This is a genomic window from Cupriavidus sp. 05N39 (assembly GCF_056397325.1).
Window position 1 is genome coordinate 1 of the sequence record NZ_JBFTNE010000029.1, and the last position, 15,321, is coordinate 15,321.

At 67.8% G+C, this 15,321-nt stretch carries 11 protein-coding genes; 10 read left to right on the forward strand and 1 reads right to left on the reverse strand.

From position 1 onward, the window contains the following. Window positions 1-262 (reverse strand): DUF2252 family protein (locus AC1DN0_RS15945; RefSeq protein WP_477111814.1); only part of this gene is annotated, 262 nt, incomplete at its 3' end. A gap of 381 nt (window positions 263-643) precedes the next feature. Here AC1DN0_RS15945 and AC1DN0_RS15950 point away from each other — a divergent pair. The 10 genes from AC1DN0_RS15950 (at window position 644) to AC1DN0_RS15995 (ending at window position 15,207) form a co-directional block, all read left to right on the forward strand. Further along, window positions 644-3,124, forward strand: coding sequence for a heavy metal translocating P-type ATPase (locus tag AC1DN0_RS15950; RefSeq protein ID WP_477145837.1), 2,481 nt, complete (start codon window positions 644-646; stop codon window positions 3,122-3,124). Window positions 3,125-3,776: 652 nt separating this feature from the next. Beyond that, window positions 3,777-4,073: a DUF3649 domain-containing protein gene (locus AC1DN0_RS15955; RefSeq protein WP_441628545.1), complete on the forward strand. Its 297-nt coding sequence runs from the start codon at window positions 3,777-3,779 to the stop codon at window positions 4,071-4,073. Continuing rightward, complete coding sequence (locus tag AC1DN0_RS15960; protein ID WP_441628547.1) at window positions 4,070-5,698, forward strand: PepSY-associated TM helix domain-containing protein; 1,629 nt, start codon at window positions 4,070-4,072, stop codon at window positions 5,696-5,698. Before AC1DN0_RS15955 ends, AC1DN0_RS15960 begins: the two co-directional genes overlap by 4 nt. Continuing rightward, window positions 5,695-6,057 carry a DUF3325 domain-containing protein gene (locus tag AC1DN0_RS15965; protein WP_441628549.1) on the forward strand — a complete coding sequence of 121 codons (363 nt, stop codon included), beginning with the start codon at window positions 5,695-5,697 and terminating at the stop codon, window positions 6,055-6,057. Before AC1DN0_RS15960 ends, AC1DN0_RS15965 begins: the two co-directional genes overlap by 4 nt. A gap of 94 nt (window positions 6,058-6,151) precedes the next feature. Beyond that, window positions 6,152-7,333 carry an efflux RND transporter periplasmic adaptor subunit gene (locus tag AC1DN0_RS15970; protein WP_477145838.1) on the forward strand — a complete coding sequence of 394 codons (1,182 nt, stop codon included), beginning with the start codon at window positions 6,152-6,154 and terminating at the stop codon, window positions 7,331-7,333. Further along, window positions 7,330-9,339, forward strand: coding sequence for a MacB family efflux pump subunit (locus AC1DN0_RS15975; protein ID WP_477145839.1), 2,010 nt, complete (start codon window positions 7,330-7,332; stop codon window positions 9,337-9,339). The genes AC1DN0_RS15970 and AC1DN0_RS15975 overlap by 4 nt, the downstream gene beginning before the upstream one ends. Then, entirely contained in the window at window positions 9,336-10,745 is a 1,410-nt protein-coding gene (locus tag AC1DN0_RS15980; RefSeq protein WP_441628555.1) for an efflux transporter outer membrane subunit, read from the forward strand. Before AC1DN0_RS15975 ends, AC1DN0_RS15980 begins: the two co-directional genes overlap by 4 nt. Before the next feature lie 119 nt (window positions 10,746-10,864). Next, window positions 10,865-11,374, forward strand: a complete 510-nt coding sequence (locus tag AC1DN0_RS15985; protein ID WP_477145840.1) for a sigma-70 family RNA polymerase sigma factor — start codon at window positions 10,865-10,867, stop codon at window positions 11,372-11,374. A 43-nt stretch (window positions 11,375-11,417) separates the two neighbouring features. Further along, entirely contained in the window at window positions 11,418-12,482 is a 1,065-nt protein-coding gene (locus AC1DN0_RS15990) for a FecR domain-containing protein (RefSeq protein WP_477102553.1), read from the forward strand. A gap of 196 nt (window positions 12,483-12,678) precedes the next feature. Further along, window positions 12,679-15,207: a TonB-dependent siderophore receptor gene (locus AC1DN0_RS15995; protein WP_477111816.1), complete on the forward strand. Its 2,529-nt coding sequence runs from the start codon at window positions 12,679-12,681 to the stop codon at window positions 15,205-15,207. Window positions 15,208-15,321 lie beyond the last annotated feature (114 nt).

Here is a 15,321-nt window from a genome sequence, read left to right on the forward strand (position 1 = left end):
TGGGGATGTCTGAATTCGGCGTACCGGCGAGGTCATGCGCCTGGATGATGGCGCTGCCACGGTAGAAGGTGAAAGGCGATTCGATCATGCGGCCATAGCGCAGCGGCACCAGCCGTTCGACACGGCCGGCGCTGTTGATCTCCAGCAACTCGACGGGATCTCGTTCGACGTTGCCGACCGCGACATGCGCGCTGCGGGGAACGTGTTTGCGCGTGCCCTTGCCGCGTTCGCGGCGGGATTCGATGTCTACAGGGGTGTCCACAAGCGCTCCTTGAATTTCGGCTCTGTCTCTGTGCTTTTCTGTGTTATTGCCGGTAGGGATTGCAACGCTCGCCTATCTCCGTAGCATAGGCCACCCCCGCCCCATAAGGGATCTGGTTGCGGGTGCCGCGCTGCGTCACGACGGGACTGTCGCCGCCATCGCCCGTGAGTGGAAAGAACGGGCACGCCAGAAAGCGAAGCGGTAGATCCAAGAAGAGATCGAGAATCAACCAGGGCAGACCAATTTATGCCGCATCGCGCGGAGACGCTTTTTCGGCAGATTCGGCTAAATACTCCGTCCGGATGCTTGACCTTGACATAATCGGAAGCTCTAAAGTGGCCACCGTTATGAAGGAGCTTCCCAATTTTTCAAGGAGCAGTGATGAGTTCCAGCCCGACAGGCAGTGTTGCGATCAGCATCCCGGTCGAAGGCATGACTTGCGCTTCGTGCGTGGGCCGCGTCGAAAAGGCMCTGAGGGCCGTGCCAGGCGTGAACAAGGCCAGCGTCAACCTCGCGACCGAGCGCGCCGACATCACTTTTGACGGGGTACCGAATGTCGAGGCCGCTGTGCAGGCGGTGCAGAAGTCCGGCTATAACGTGGCTTCGAGCACCATTGAGTTATCGGTAACGGGCATGACCTGCGCCTCGTGCGTGGGCCGCGTCGAAAAGGCCCTGAAAGCCGTACCGGGCGTCAACAATGCAACCGTCAACCTCGCGACTGAGCGCGCGCGGATCAGCGCCGCTGGCGGCACCTCGCCCGAAGCCCTGATCCAGGCCGTTGCCAGGGCAGGCTACGAGGCGCAGGTCATCTCGGGCGACACCAGCAACACCGATGCCGTGGCCGAGCGCCAGGCTGTCGAACTGAAGTCGCTAAGGCGCGCCCTGACGATTGCCACGCTTTTCGCCCTCCCCGTTTTCATCATGGAGATGGGCGCGCACCTGGTTCCGGCGTTTCACCACGTGATTGCAAAAAGCATCGGCACGCAGAACAGCTGGTATATCCAGTTCGTGCTCTCGAGCATCGTGCTGTTCGGGCCGGGGCTGCGTTTCTTCAAGAAGGGCATCCCGGCGCTGCTGCGGGGTGCGCCGGATATGAATTCGCTGGTGGCGGTAGGTACCTCCGCCGCCTATGCCTACTCGGCCGTGGCTACGTTTGCGTCGGGCCTGCTTCCCGCCGGCACGGTCAATGTCTACTACGAAGCCGCCGCTGTCATCGTGGCGCTGATCCTGCTTGGCCGCTATATGGAAGCCCGCGCCAAGGGCAACACCTCGGAAGCGATCAAGCGGCTGCTCGGTTTGCAGGCCAAGACCGCGCGTGTGGTGCGTGATGCCGCGACGCTTGAGGTTCCTATCGAAGAAGTGGTCGCGGGCGAGCTGATCGAAGTTCGTCCCGGCGAGCGCATTCCTGTGGACGGCGAAGTCGTGGCCGGCAATAGCTTCATCGACGAATCCATGATCAGTGGCGAACCGGTACCCGTGGAAAAGRAGCCCGGCTCGGAAGTGGTGGGGGGCACTGTCAACCAGAACGGCGCGCTGACATTCCGCGCCACCAAAGTCGGCAACGACACCGTGCTGGCGCAGATCATCCGCATGGTCGAGCAGGCGCAAGGCTCCAAGCTGCCGATCCAGGCGATGGTCGATCGCATCACCATGTGGTTCGTGCCGGCAGTCATGGCCGCCGCCGCGCTGACGTTCGTTATCTGGCTGAGTTTCGGACCGGACCCCGCCCTGACATTCGCGCTTGTCAACGCGGTTGCCGTGCTGATTATTGCCTGCCCGTGCGCGATGGGCCTGGCGACGCCGACGTCGATCATGGTGGGCACCGGGCGCGCGGCGCAAATGGGCGTGTTGTTCCGCAAGGGCGAGGCACTGCAATCCCTGAAGGACGCCAGGGTGGTGGCCGTTGACAAGACCGGAACGCTGACCAAAGGGCGTCCCGAACTGACGGATCTGATCGTTGCCCCGGGACTCGAACGGTCAGTGGTGCTGGGCAAGGTAGCCACTGTCGAAGCGAAGTCCGAACACCCGATTGCACAGGCCATCGTCGATGCCGCCAAGGCGCAAAAGATCGCCCTGGGCACCATCGGGCAGTTCGATTCGATTACGGGCTTTGGGGTCAGCGCCCGGGTGGATGGCGATCTGGTCGAGATTGGCGCCGATCGCTTCATGCGGAAGCTGGGCTTGGATGTCGAAGCGTTCAGCGCGGATGCGGCGCGCCTGGGCGACGAAGGCAAGACACCGTTGTACGCAGCTATCAATGGCCGGCTTGCAGCCATGATTGCCGTAGCCGACCCGATCAAGGAAACTACGGCGGCCGCCATCCAGGCCTTGCACGGCCTTGGCCTGAAGGTTGCCATGATCACCGGCGACAACCGTCGCACCGGCGAGGCAATCGCCCGCCAGTTGGGCATTGATGAGGTGGTTGCCGAAGTGCTGCCCGACGGCAAGGTCGAGGCGGTACAGCGGCTTAAGAAGCAGTACGGTCCTATCGCGTATGTGGGCGATGGCATCAATGACGCGCCGGCGCTGGCCGAGGCCGATGTGGGACTTGCTATCGGTACAGGCACGGACATTGCCATCGAGGCGGCGGACGTGGTGCTGATGTCCGGCGACCTGGGTGGCGTGCCCAACGCGATTGCATTGTCGAAGGCCACGATCCGCAACATCAAGCAGAACCTGTTCTGGGCGTTTGCCTACAACGCTGCCCTGATTCCGGTCGCGGCTGGCCTGCTGTACCCGGTCAACGGCAACTTGCTTTCGCCGGTGTTTGCTGCAGGCGCCATGGCCTTGTCCAGCGTGTTTGTCCTTACCAACGCGCTGCGGCTGCGCGGCTTCGTTGCCCCCTTCGCGGTCAAGGCTTGAGGCGAGACTGGTCCGGCCGGGAGGTCATAGCCGTGTAGGCGGGCTTTTTGGTTAAGCATCGCCATGGTATGAATCTCGAAGGACAGCCCAACTGGCGTGAGCGGCTACCAAGCGGCCGGCTCCCGGCGTCGCCCGGTTTGCCGCGGCGAACCCTGGCATTCCCCCGGACAACGCCAGCCTGGCAAGCAGCAATTCACCGTAGGAATTCAATGTCAGATCAGGGAGTACCGGCCCGGCAATCATCCAGTAGTCGAGGGCTCCCGTGTGACGTCTCCCATCGCGTCTGYCCATACAAGCCGGCGATGCGAAAATGAGAGGATCGGCGAGCTTCGCCGGCCGCCCCGCCGCTTCCCCTTTCCGCATTCCCCTTGCCCCATAACGGTTCCTGACCACCTGATCCGCCAARCCCGGTCAGGGGCCGGTGGCGCTCGCCACGGCAGGCGGCAAAAATTTCTCCGGCGGCCCGGCAGATTCTCCGATCTCGTGCGTCAGGGATACAGAGACGCTGCGAGCTTATGCCCGGCGTCGCGTGAACCACCCGGCCACCACCCTGTCTCCACCCCCTTTTCGGAAAGGAAAACCGCACCTTGGCTCCCCGCCTGCCCCCGGACACCGGCCGCTCTTGCGCGCCGCCCCTTGCGAGCGCTGCCGCATGAAGCATCCCGCCCCCTCCCAAGCCATGCGGATTGCATCGCGCGCGGCCGCGGCGATCCTGGGCGGCTACCTGCTCGCCTCCGCCAGCATCCTGGCCTGCGCCGCGGTGCTGCCTGGCCTGCGGGCCGAAGCCGTCATGACCACCAGCCTGCTCAGCTACGCCATCTACACCGGCGCGGCGCTCTGGGCCTTCGCGGCCCGCTCGGCCCGCCGCGCCTGGCTGGGGCTGCTGGCGCCATCCGCCGTCCTGCTTGCAACCGCCGCGGCCGGGCACTGGACGCGAGGCCTGCCATGAAAGGGACGTTCCGCCAATCGATGGCATGGCTGCACACCTGGTGTGGCCTGTGGCTGGGCTGGCTGCTGTTCGCCGTGTTCCTGACTGGCAGCCTTAGCGTGTTCGACGGCGCCATCACGCGCTGGATGCAGCCGGAGCGGCTGGAAGTCAGCGCCGGAATGCCCGACCCGGCGCAGGCGCTGGCCCACGCCCAGCGCTACCTGGAGCGCCATGCGCCGCAATCCGGCCACTGGGAAATCGAGTTTCCCTCGCCCGAAGACGCCGCCATGCATGTGCACTGGGACGGGCAGGCCGGTGGCGAGATCCGCCTCGACCCCAACACCGGCGCCGTGCTGCCGGCACCGCGAGACACGCTGGGCGGCCATCACTTCGTGCTCTTCCACTATGAACTGCACGGCGGCATGCTGGGCGTATGGATCGTCGCCTTCGCCACCATGGCCATGCTGGTAGCGCTGGTATCGGGCATCGTCACCCATAAGCGCTTCTTCAAGGATTTCTTCACCTTCCGGCCGGGCAAGGGCCAGCGCTCCTGGCTCGATGCGCACAATGCGCTGGGCGTGCTGACGCTGCCCTTCCTGTTCATGATCTCGTACACGGGACTCATCATCTGGTGGCCCGATACCATGCCGGCGGGGATCCGGACGTACTACGAAGGCAGCGAAGCCAAGCTGTTCGGCGTGCTCGGGCGGGCCGGCTGGCTCGAGCCCAAGGTCCTGCCTCCTCCCGGCGCGCCCGCCACGCTGGTGGCATTGCCCACGCTGCTGGCCGATGCACGCGCACGGCTGGCTGCGGCGGACGACGCCGGCGCAAACGCGATCGCCTCGGTGGCGGTGGCGCGGCCCGGGCGCGGCAACGCCACTGTCAGCATTGCCGGCCTCTATCGCTACGATGGCCTCGCCTTTTCGTCGCAGCGCGAGTTCCGCTACGACGGCGTCACCGGCGCCTACTTGTCGGCCCACGCCGAGGACGAGATGCTGGGCACCGGCGGCGCGGCGCCGCTGGTCGCCGGCTCGGTCATGCGCACGCTGCATATGGCGCGCTTCGGCGGCAATGCGGTGAGGTGGCTCTACCTTGCCTGCGGCCTGGCGGGCTCCGCCATGATCGCCACCGGCCTGCTGCTGTTCTCCACCAAGCGCGGCAACCGCAAGGCGCGCGAGTTCGGCGCCGCCAGCGCGCGCGTCTACGGCACCATCGACCGCCTCAACGTGGCAGCCGTCGCCGGCCTGGCGATTGCCTGCGCTGCCTACCTTTGGGGCAACCGCCTGCTCCCGGTGGCGCTGGAGGCGCGCCACGAGTGGGAAATCGCCGTGTTCTTCTCCATCTGGCTGGCAGCCACGGTGCACGCTTTGGCCAGCCAGCCGGCCAAAGCGTGGCCGCGCCAACTGGCGCTGGCCGGCCTGCTTTGCCTGATCCTGCCGCTGCTCAATGCGCTGACCACGGGCTGGCACCTGCTGCGCTATGCCTCGCTCGGGGACTGGCAAAGCGCCGGCCTGGAACTCGGCGCCCTCACCCTTGGCACCCTGCTGCTGTGGGCCGCCGCCAGGGTGCGCCGGGCCGGCCGCCAGGCCATGCCCCGTTCGCCAGGCAGGCGTGCCGGCGCGGCGGCCACGCCGGGAGAAGCATGATGGCCCTGATATCGATGCCCCCGGCGCTGGCCGCCTCGGCAACCCTGGCCTTGTGTTACGCCGGCATGGCCAGCCTCAGCCTCGCCATGGACCGGCACCACGGACAAATCTGGCGGCGCGATCCCGCCCCTCCGGCACGCTGGCTGCTGCGCGGCTGCGGCTGGCTGCTGCTCGCCCTGGCGGCCTGGCCCTGCCTGCGCGGCTGGGGCGCCAGCATCGGCGCCGTGGTCTGGGCCGGCTCGCTCTGCGCCGGCGCCCTGGCTTACGTGCTGATACTGGCTTATCACCCCCGAACGGCAGCGGCGCTGGCCTTGCCGGCGACGGTCTTTGCCGCCGCCAGGCTGGCGGTGCCGGCGTAGGGCTTGCCAGCGTGCCTCACATGCCAGTTCAACTTCCGCGGCGCGGCCACCCCGGACCGCGCCCTCACCTGGTCAACCGGAAAACCCTTAACGCATGGCGCAGCCTCACCGACTCCTTCCCATCACCGGCATCGCCGTCCTGGCCCTCGCCGCGCTAGGCGCCGTGGCCTGGTGGAGCACGGACGCCGCACCGCGCTACGACACCGTCACCATCGCGCGCGGCGACATCGAAACCAGCGTCACCGCGCTCGGCACCCTGCATCCACGCAGCTATGTCGACGTGGGGGCGCAGGTCTCCGGGCAGATCACCCGCTTGCTCGTGCAGGTGGGCGACACCGTGGAACAAGGCCAGTTGCTGGCCGAGATCGATGCCAGCGTGCCGCGTGCCACGGTGGATGCCGGCCGCGCCGAACTGGCCGGCCTCAAGGCACAACTTGCCGAACAGGAAGCGCTGCACATGCTGGCGCAACAGCAGGATGCGCGCCAGCGCCACCTGGCTGGCCAGGAGGCCACCCGCGACGAAGACGTGCAAACCGCCGCGGCCGCGCTCAAGACCGCCGCTGCGCGCATGGCCCGCCTGCGGGCGCAGATCGAGCAAACGCAGTCCACCCTGAACGGCGACGTCGCCAAGCTGGGCTACACGCGCATCTACGCGCCCATGGCCGGCACGGTGGTCACGCTGGAAGCACGCCAGGGGCAAACCCTGAACGCCACCTACCAGACGCCCGCGCTGCTGCGCATTGCCGACCTCGCCACCATGACGGTGTGGACCGAGGTGTCGGAGGCAGACGTGCGCCGCGTGCGCCCGGGCATGCAGGTCAGCTTCACCACGCTGGGCGGCGAGCAGCGCCGCTGGCGCAGCAAGGTGCGCCAGGTGCTGCCGGCGCCGCCGACCCCGGGCAGCCAGGCCCAGCAGACGCAGGGCAACCAGCAGGCCACGCCGGCGAGCAAGGTCGTGCTGTACACCGTGCTGTTCGACGTCGGGAACAGCGATGGCGAACTGATGCCGCAGATGACCGCCCAGGTCTCCTTTGTCTCCGCCGAAGCGCGCGGCGTGGTGGTCGCCCCGCTGGCCGCGCTGCAGGCCGTGGACGGCAGGCCCGACCGCTTCCGCGCCCGTGTGCTGGACACTGCCGGCAAGGCGCAGGCGCGTGAGATCCGCGTTGGCGTGCAAGACCRCTTGCGCGCGCACATCGTCGATGGGCTGCGCGAAGGCGACCGGCTGATCACCGGCGAGCGCAAGCCTGCAGACGACATGCCGAGGTTCCGCCTGTGAACCTGCCCTTGAACCCACCGGCACTGCTGGAGCTGCGCGGCATCCGCAAGCGCTATGGCGGCGGCAGCGACGGCGCCAGCCCTGCCACCGAAGTGCTGCGCGGTATCTCGCTGCGCATCGAGGCGGGCGAGTTCGTCGCCATCGTCGGCAGTTCCKGCTCGGGCAAATCGACGCTGATGCACCTGCTGGGTTGCCTGGACCGTCCCAGCGAAGGCAGCTACCTGATCTGTGGACAGGACGTGGCGGGATTCGACGCCGACCAGTTGGCATGGCTGCGGCGCGAAGCCTTCGGCTTCGTGTTCCAGGGCTACCACCTGATCGCCACCGAAACGGCGCGCGAGAACGTGGAAGTGCCGGCCATCTATGCCGGCCAGCCCACCGCCGCCCGGCAGGCCCGCGCGGAGGCGCTGCTCACGCAGCTCGGCCTTGCCGGACGCGCCGGCCATCGCCCCGGCCAGCTYTCCGGYGGCCAGCAGCAGCGCGTGTCGATCGCRCGGGCGCTGATGAACGGCGGACGCATCATCCTGGCAGACGAACCCACCGGCGCGCTCGATTCGCGCAGCGGCGCCGAGGTCATGGCGCTGTTGTCGGGGCTGGCGGCTGCCGGGCACACGGTGATCCTGATCACGCACGATCGCGGCATCGCGGCGCAGGCCCGCCGCGTGATCGAGATCCGCGACGGGCTGGTGATATCGGACTCCGCCAGCGCTCGCCATGCGGCGCCCGAGGCCGCCGATGCCAACCCGCCCGCCCAAGGCGCCAACGACGCCGCCCAACTGCTTGCCCGCATGCGCGCGGGCAAGGACCGCCATGCCTCGCTCGCGGCCGACGTGGCCGAGGCCGCGCGCGCCGCGTGGCGCGTGATGTGGAGCAACCGTTTCCGCACCGGGCTGACCCTGCTCGGCATCGTTATCGGCGTCGCCTCGGTGATCGTCATGATGGCGATCGGCAGCGGCTCGCAGTACCAGGTGATGAAGAAGATGGCGGTGTTCGGCGCCAACAAGATGTATGTGGGCGTGCTGCCCCCGACCAGCCGCGACCGGAGCGGGCCGCTCACGCTGGCCGATGTGGAGGCCATCCGCGGCGTGCCGAATGTGGAACTCGCCATGCCGTATATCGAAGGCTTCGTGATGGCGCGGCGCGGCAATGTCGACCACCGCACCGAAGGCGGCGGCGCCACCACGGATTTTGCCGCGGCGCTGGACTGGGGGCTGGCCGAGGGCGTGTACTTCGACGCCCGCGACGAACGCGATCTCGGCAAGGTTGCGGTAATTGGCAAGCGCGTGCGCGATGCCTTGTTCGAGGACGGCAGTGACCCCATCGGCCAGACCATCCTGCTGGACAGCGTGCCGTTCCAGGTCATCGGCGTGCTCGCCGAGAAGGGTGCCCTGGCCGGCAACGCCGACGAGGACGAGCGCGTGGTGGTGCCTTTCTCCACGGCCAGCGCGCGGCTCTACGGCAATCCCTATCCCACCTGGGTCGCGGTTTCAATCCGCGACATGCAGCAAGCCAGACAGACCGAGCAGGCCATCCTGGCCGCCCTCGCCGCCCGGCGCGGCAACCAGGATGCACGCGTGTACAACCGCGCGGAGTCGATCCGCGTAAGCGCGGAGACCGAACGCACCATGACACTGATGCTCGGCCTGATTGCCGCCATCTCGCTGCTGGTCGGCGGCATCGGCGTGATGAACGTCATGCTGATGACGGTGCGCGAGCGCACCCGCGAGATCGGCATCCGCATGGCCACCGGCGCGCGCCAGCGCGACATCCTGCGCCAGTTCCTGACCGAAGCCGTGCTGGTATCGCTGCTCGGCGGCGTAACGGGCGTGGTGCTCGGCATCGCCGTGGGCCTTGCCCTGCAACTGGCCAGGGTGCCGGTGATCTTCTCGCTCACGGCCATCGCCGGCGCCTTTGGCTGCGCCGTAGCCACCGGCCTGCTGTTCGGCTACATGCCAGCCCGCCAGGCGGCTCGCCTCGACCCCGTACAAGCACTGGCAAGCGAATGACAACCATGAGCGCCCTGACTTCCCTCGCCCTGCGCGCGGCCTTGCTGGCGACCGCGCTGGCCACCGGCGGCTGCGCCACGAAGGCCACACCCGAGGCCCCGCTGCCCGCCACGCCCGCGCAATGGCGCTACGCGCCCCCGGACCGGGCCGGYGCCGATCCGGTCAGCATCGACTGGTGGCAATCGCTAGGCAATGCCGAACTGGATGCGCTGGTGCGGCGGGCCCGCGCCGACAATCCCGGCATCGCCGCCGCATACGCCCGGGTGCAGCAGGCACGCGCCAGTGTCACCATTGCCCGCGCACCGCTGTTGCCGGAGCTCACCGGCTCCGCCGACGCCCGGCGCTATGGCGGCTCGGGCATCAGCAGCAGCGACAGCTCGGCCAATTTCCGCCTCGGGCTCGCGGCCAGCTATGAAGTGGACCTGTGGGGCGGCAACCGCGCCGCCGCAGGCAGCGCCGCCGCCTCCTTGCGCGCGGCCGGTTTCGCGCAGGATGCCGTCACGCTGTCGGTGACCGGCGAAGTCGCGCTGGCCTGGCTGCAAACCGTCAGCCTGCGCGAGCGCATCGCCATTGCCACCCGCATGCTGGACAATGCCCGCGGCGTACTGGCCGTGGTCGATGCGCGCCAGCGCGCCGGCAGCGCGACCGCGCTGGAACTGGCGCAGCAGCGCGGCCTGGTGGCCGGCCGGGAGCGCACCTTGCGCCTGCTGGCGCAACGCGCCAACGACAGCCAGGTCGCGCTGGCGATCTTGCTGGGGCAGTCCGCCAGCAGCTTCGAAATCAGCACCGCCAGCCTTGCCGGCCTGCGCGATCCCGCCATCGACAGCGGCCTGCCCGCCGAACTGCTTACGCGCCGCCCCGACCTGGCCGCGGCAGAGGCCAGGCTGGCGGCCGCCGACGGCAATATCGCCGTGGCCCGCGCGCTGATGCTGCCGCGCCTCGCCCTGACCGCCAGCGCCACCGGGCAAAGCGACCGCCTGCACACCCTGTTCGAGAACCCGGTCTACGCCATCGCCGCCGGCGTGCTGGCGCCGATATTCAACGCCGGACGGCTGGCCGCCGGGCATGACATGGCCATCGCGCAGAAGCAGGAATTGCTGGCGGACTACCGCCGCGCCATCGTCGCGGCCTCGGGCGATGTGGAAGTGGCGCTCAACACCATCGCCGGCGTCGGCGCCCAGCGTATCGCACAGGATGAGGAGCTGGCGCAGGCCCGGCGCGCCTTCGCGCTGGCGGAACGCCGCTATCGCGCCGGCGCGGAAACGCTGCTGATCGTGCTGGACGCCCAACGCACCTTTTACGCCGCCGAGGACGATGCCGCCCAGTTGCGCCTGGCTGCCCTGCAAGGCTCGGTGCTCCTGTACAAGGCCCTTGGCGGCGGATGGAGGCCGGATACGCAATGGTAGGGAGATGTGCCCGCCCACTCACGGCAGAAGCACGCCTTGTTTTTGAGTAGCGACCTCGCATACAATGCGAATCATTCTCAATAGCGTTTGGCGCATGGCGCCCGCATTATCCAGGCGCCATGGCCACGGCAGACACGCTTCCCCAGTCGGAACTCCACACGCTCTACCGCAACCACCACAGCTGGCTGGTCAACCTGCTATGGCGCAAGCTGGGCAATGCGGACAACGCCGCCGACCTGGCCCAGGATACGTTCACCCGCCTGCTGGTGGCCTGCGACGCCAGCTCGCTGCGCGAGCCGCGTGCCTACCTGACCACTGTGGCGAGCCGGCTGACGGCGCAATATTTCCGCCGCCTCGCGCTTGAGCGCGCCTATCTCGAAGCGCTGGCCCTCCAGCCGGAAGCCACCGCCCCTTCGCCCGAAACCCGCGCGCTGGTGGTAGAGGCGCTGACCGCCGTGAGCACGGTACTCGACCAGCTCCCCCCACGCGTGTGCGAAGCCTTCCTGCTGTCGCAACTGGATGGCCTGGCCTACCGCGAGATCGCGCAGCGGCTCGACGTCACCGTCAACGTCGTGCAGAAATGGATGAGCAAGGCCTTCCTGCATTGCTACACCGCGGTCTACGRATGACGCCGRCATCCCCGCCCCGATTGCCCATGGCCTCGCGGCAACCATGAAACCCTTCACACCCCAGCTTGCGCCGCAGGCAAGCGATGCCCGTGCAAGCGCACGCATCGAACCGCACGTCATCGCACAGGCGGCGGACTGGATGTCGCGGCTGCAGTCGGGCGCGGCCACCGCTGCCGACCACGCCGCGTGCGAGCAATGGCGGCAAGCCGATCCTGCGCACGAACTGGCCTGGCGGCGCATGGCCCTGCTCGGGCAGGATCTGCGCGCCGGCCTGGACCAGATGCCGGCGGCCGTCGCCCGCAAGGCCCTGCACACGGCCAGCACCGCGGGCACCGCCCGCCGGGCCTCGCGGCGCGCCGCGCTGAAGTCGATTGCCGGCCTGGGTGTCGCGGCGGGCGGGGTCTGCCTGGCGCGCGAGCAACTGTCCTGGCGCAACTGGAACACCTGGACGGCGGACCACCGTACCGGCAGCGGCGAGCGCCGCACCATCGAACTGGCCGACGGCACCCGCGTCGTGCTCAACACAGGCAGCGCCATCGACGTCCGCTTTACGCCGATGCAGCGCGAACTTGTCTTCCTGGCCGGCGAGATCCAGGTGACCACCGGCCATGACCCGGCCGGAAGACCGTTCTCGGTGGCGACCCGCAACGGCAGCATCACACCCATTGGGACGCGCTTTATCGTCCGCGATGGCGTGCTGGCGCCGGACGGCAGCGGCGACAAGCGCGATCCGATCGCTGTCTCCGTGCTCGAAGGCGCGGTGCGGATCCGGGCCCGCCAGCTAAGCGCGCCGCTTCGCCTCGATGCGGGACAGGAGACTGTCTTCACCGCCACCGCCATCGACACGCCGGCCTCCGTTCACCCGCAGGCCGGCGCCTGGCTGGACGGCATGCTGGTGACGGAACAAATGCCGCTGGCCCGGTTCATCGCGGAGCTGGCGCGCTACCGCGCCGGCTCCCTGCGTTGCGATCCGTCGCTGGCCGCATTGCGCGTGTCTGGCGCCTTCCCGCTCGACGATACCGATGCGGTGCTTGCCATCCTCGAAGAAACGCTGCCTGTGCGGGTGCGTTACTTCACGCGCTACTGGGTCTCGGTGGCACCGAAATAAGGCCACGGCACGTTCCAGCGCTTCGCTCCCATGCCTTGATCCGGCAGCGGCCGGCAAGTATCCCGCCTCCTCCCTGGAAATCTTCGTCCGCGCGCGGCAGCTTTTCGCTTCTCGCGCATCAAGTGAATTAGCGGCGCTGCAGAGCCATGCAGCCCACCGCCCTTCCATCACACAAGAATCCAGAGGAACCAGCATCATGGCGCACCGCCCCAGCCCTTGCACGAACCCGCAAGGCACCACGCTACTGTCGCAGCCCCGCGGCCGCTATCGGCACACCCCGCTGGCGCTTGCGCTGCGCGCGGCTGTGCTAGGCACCACATTGGGCGTGGCCACGCTGGCGCCGACCCTCGCCCGCGCCCAGGCGGCACCGGCCAGCGGCAAGCAGTACGACATTGGCGCCGGCTCGCTGGACCAGGTGCTCGGCCGCTTTGGCCGCGAGGCGGGCGTGCTGGTCGCCATCGATCCGGAGCTCACCAAAGGCCTGCACAGCGAAGGCCTGCACGGCACCTATACCGTGACCGAAGCGCTGGCCGCGCTGCTGTCCGGCCAGCAGCTCGAAGCGGTCAGTGGGCCCAGCGGAGGCTATCGCCTGCGCAAGCGCAGCGCGCCGTCCGCGGCGGGCGCCGAAGCCGGCGGCCCCATGCTGGCGGAGGTGAAGGTCACGGCAAACGGGCCGGGCGACGGCGTCACGGAGGGCACCGGCTTGTACACCAGCGATGAGAGCAACACCGCCACCCGGCTGGCCATCACCCTGCGTGAAACACCGCAATCGGTCAGTGTCATAACCCGCCAGCAGATGGACGACCAGGGCCTGACGCAGCTCACCGACGTGATCACCCAGACGCCCGGCCTGATCCTCAACCAGAGCGGCAACCTGGGCTCCGACACCAGTTCGGTCTACTCGCGCGGCTTTCAGGTGGAGAACTACCAGCTCGACGGCGTGCTGCAGCTGAACAGCGGCTATAACTCGCTGTTCCAGACTAACGACATGGCCATCTACGACCGTGTGGAAGTGGTACGCGGTGCCACCGGGCTGATGAACGGCATCGGCTCGCCGGCGGCCACCATCAACCTGGTGCGCAAGCGCCCGGCGCGGGATTTCCAGGCCTCCGTCAGTGTCGAGGGCGGCTCGTGGGACTATCGGCGTTTTGGGGCGGATGTGTCCTCCCCGCTGAACCAGGCCGGCACCGTACGCGGCCGCCTGGTCGCCGCGTACCAGGAAAACAACGGCAACATCGAACGCCTGCATGAGCGCCGTGAAATCTTCTACGGCGTGGTCGAGGCCGACCTGACCCCATCCACGCTGGCCACCGTTGGGTTCTCGTGGCAGAGCTTCGACCTGACGGGCCACGCGCGCTCCGGCCTGCCGCTGTACTTTGCGGACGGCACGCGCACGGCATGGGCCCGCTCGAAGTCGGCGGCCGCCGACTGGGCCTATTCGGCCCGGCGCAACCAGACCGTGTTCGCCTCGCTGGAGCACAAGTTCGACAATAGCTGGCGCGTCAAGGGCACGCTTAGCCACGACACCTACGCCTACGACGAATTGATGGGATATGCCTCCAACGGATATCCCGTGCAGAGCACCGGTGCCGGCCTGGGTCTATGGGCGGGACGATGGGGCGCCAAACCGGAGCAAACCAGCTTCGATCTTTACGCGACGGGGCCCTTCAGCCTGCTCGGCCGCGAGCATGAGCTTGTGCTCGGCACCACCTTCGCACGGACCACCTACAACACACAGACGTATGGGCTCTGGCGCTTCCCTGGCTGGGACAGCAGTATCGCCAACATCTACACGTGGGACGGCCGCACCCCCGCAGCCCCCGAGACCCCGCCCAACGGCACCACCAGGTTCACCGAGCAGAGCACCAGCGCCTACGCCACCGCCCGCTTGCGCCCGACCGACAGCTTGTCCGTGCTGCTCGGTGCGCGCGTCACGAGCTGGCGCAACGACAACAGCACGCTCGACTACGCTTCCGGTACGACGTCGGTGGACAACCGCTCGGAGACCGGCAAGATCACCCCATACGTCGGCCTGGTCTACGACCTGAGCAAGCACTGGTCGGCCTACGCCAGCTATACCAATATCTTCAAGCCGCAAAACAACCGGACAGTCAACGGCAGCTTCCTCGACCCCCTGGTTGGCAACGGTTATGAAATCGGCGGCAAAGGCGCGTTCTTCAACAACCGCCTGAACCTCAGCGGCGCGCTCTACTGGGTCAAGCAGGACAACCTGGCGGTGGCCATCCCCGGCGCCCTCGCGCCCGACGGCTCGCAGGCTTACTACGGCGCATCCGGCGCCAAGACCCGCGGCTACGAGCTGGAAGTCTCGGGCGAACTGACGCGTGACTGGCAGGCAACCGCCAGCTTCGCACGCAACCTCAGCACGGACAAAGACGGCAAGGCGCTCAACACCAATATCCCGCAGGACACCCTCAAGCTGTTCACCACATACCGCATTGCCGCCATTGGCAACGGCCTGACGGTAGGTGGCGGCTTGCGCTGGCAGAACCAGACCTACAGCGACAACCAGGGGCCGCTCGGGGTGCGCTTCACGCAGGGGAGCTACTCGGTGGTGGACCTGATGGCACGTTATGCCATCACCAGGAATGTCTCAGCGACGTTCAACCTCTACAACCTGCTCGACAAGCGCTACTACACCAGCACCAGTTCGTCGTTCTACGGCACGCCGCGCAGCTTTCGCCTGGGGCTGAACGTGAGCTACTGATGCGCGCCGGGCCGGGAGGAAGAAAGTCGCTTGCCGATAGACTATGATGATCGCTTATCTTCCGGCCAACCCGGCCCGTGCCCTCCCCCCAGGCGCGCGGCCTGACCACACATG

Coding starts and splice junctions, on each gene's coding strand:
- AC1DN0_RS15990 (WP_477102553.1), top strand. CDS start 11,418: ATGAAACCCTTCACACCCCAGCTTGCGCCGCAGGCAAGCGATGCCCGT.
- AC1DN0_RS15995 (WP_477111816.1), top strand. CDS start 12,679: ATGGCGCACCGCCCCAGCCCTTGCACGAACCCGCAAGGCACCACGCTA.
- AC1DN0_RS15960 (WP_441628547.1), top strand. CDS start 4,070: ATGAAAGGGACGTTCCGCCAATCGATGGCATGGCTGCACACCTGGTGT.
- AC1DN0_RS15955 (WP_441628545.1), top strand. CDS start 3,777: ATGAAGCATCCCGCCCCCTCCCAAGCCATGCGGATTGCATCGCGCGCG.
- AC1DN0_RS15965 (WP_441628549.1), top strand. CDS start 5,695: ATGATGGCCCTGATATCGATGCCCCCGGCGCTGGCCGCCTCGGCAACC.